General features: G+C 51.5%; 1 protein-coding gene. It reads right to left on the bottom strand.

All coding sequences use genetic code 11. The features are described 5' to 3' along the window. Nucleotides 1–909 (bottom strand): secretin N-terminal domain-containing protein (locus A3754_RS04220; RefSeq protein ID WP_197468444.1); only part of this gene is annotated, 909 nt, incomplete at both ends.

Below are 909 nucleotides of genomic sequence, written 5' to 3'. Positions count from 1 at the left end.
CAGGAATAATAAAATCCTGATCAATTTCGCCTGTAGTCGGGTCGATTTCGGTTTCCAGGTTAGTCCCATGCAAGTCCCTAATGGACTGCAAACGACCGGAAAACAGAGCGGACTCGCCATCATTGATAATGGACTCATTGTCATAACCCAGGCCGCCCCAACGAACACCAAATTCATCCGAGAGATCATTCGTTGCCACAACAACCCTGGCCTCAATCAATACCTGCTGAACCGGGATATCCAGCTCAGAAATCAAATCGCGAATTTCCGCCAGCTTGGCTTGGGTATCCTGCACAATAAGGGTATTGGTACGCTGATCCACCACCACGGAACCCCGATTACTCAGCAACGAGGCAGCCTTGCCACCAGCACTGCTGATCAGGGTTTTCAGTTCACTTGCGTTAGCGTAGTTGATACTTACATACTCGGTACGTAGTGGCGCCAGCGCCTCAATTTTCTTCTGACTTTCCAGCTCAAGCTGCTCCCGGGCAGCGATCTCGTCAGCGGGCGCCACAAGCAAGACATTACCTACCTGCCTCTTATCAAGCCCCTTGGTCTTCAAAATCAGTTCCAATGCCTGATCCCAAGGCACGTTCTGCAGGCGCAGGGTAATACGACCAGAGACTGTGTCAGAAGCCACCAGATTCAAGCCGGTAAAGTCTGCGATCAACTGCAGCACGGAGCGCACTTCAATGTCCTGGAAGTTCAAAGACAGCTTCTCTCCCGTATAAGCAAAAGCCTCCTTTTTCTTGCGCTCCGCGTCAGCCTTACTAACCGGCTTTACATTAATGCTGAATTCGTTGTCGGCCTGGTACGCCAGATATTCCCAGGAGCCCGTCGGCTCAATGGTAATTTGCACACTGCCGTCCACGCTGGCCGTTTCGATCATGCGAACAGGAGTGGCAAAAT

This window comes from Alcanivorax sp. HI0083, from assembly GCF_001635175.1.
The sequence above is the reverse complement of the archived record's forward strand: the minus strand, read 5'-3'. Positions and strand labels throughout refer to the sequence as shown.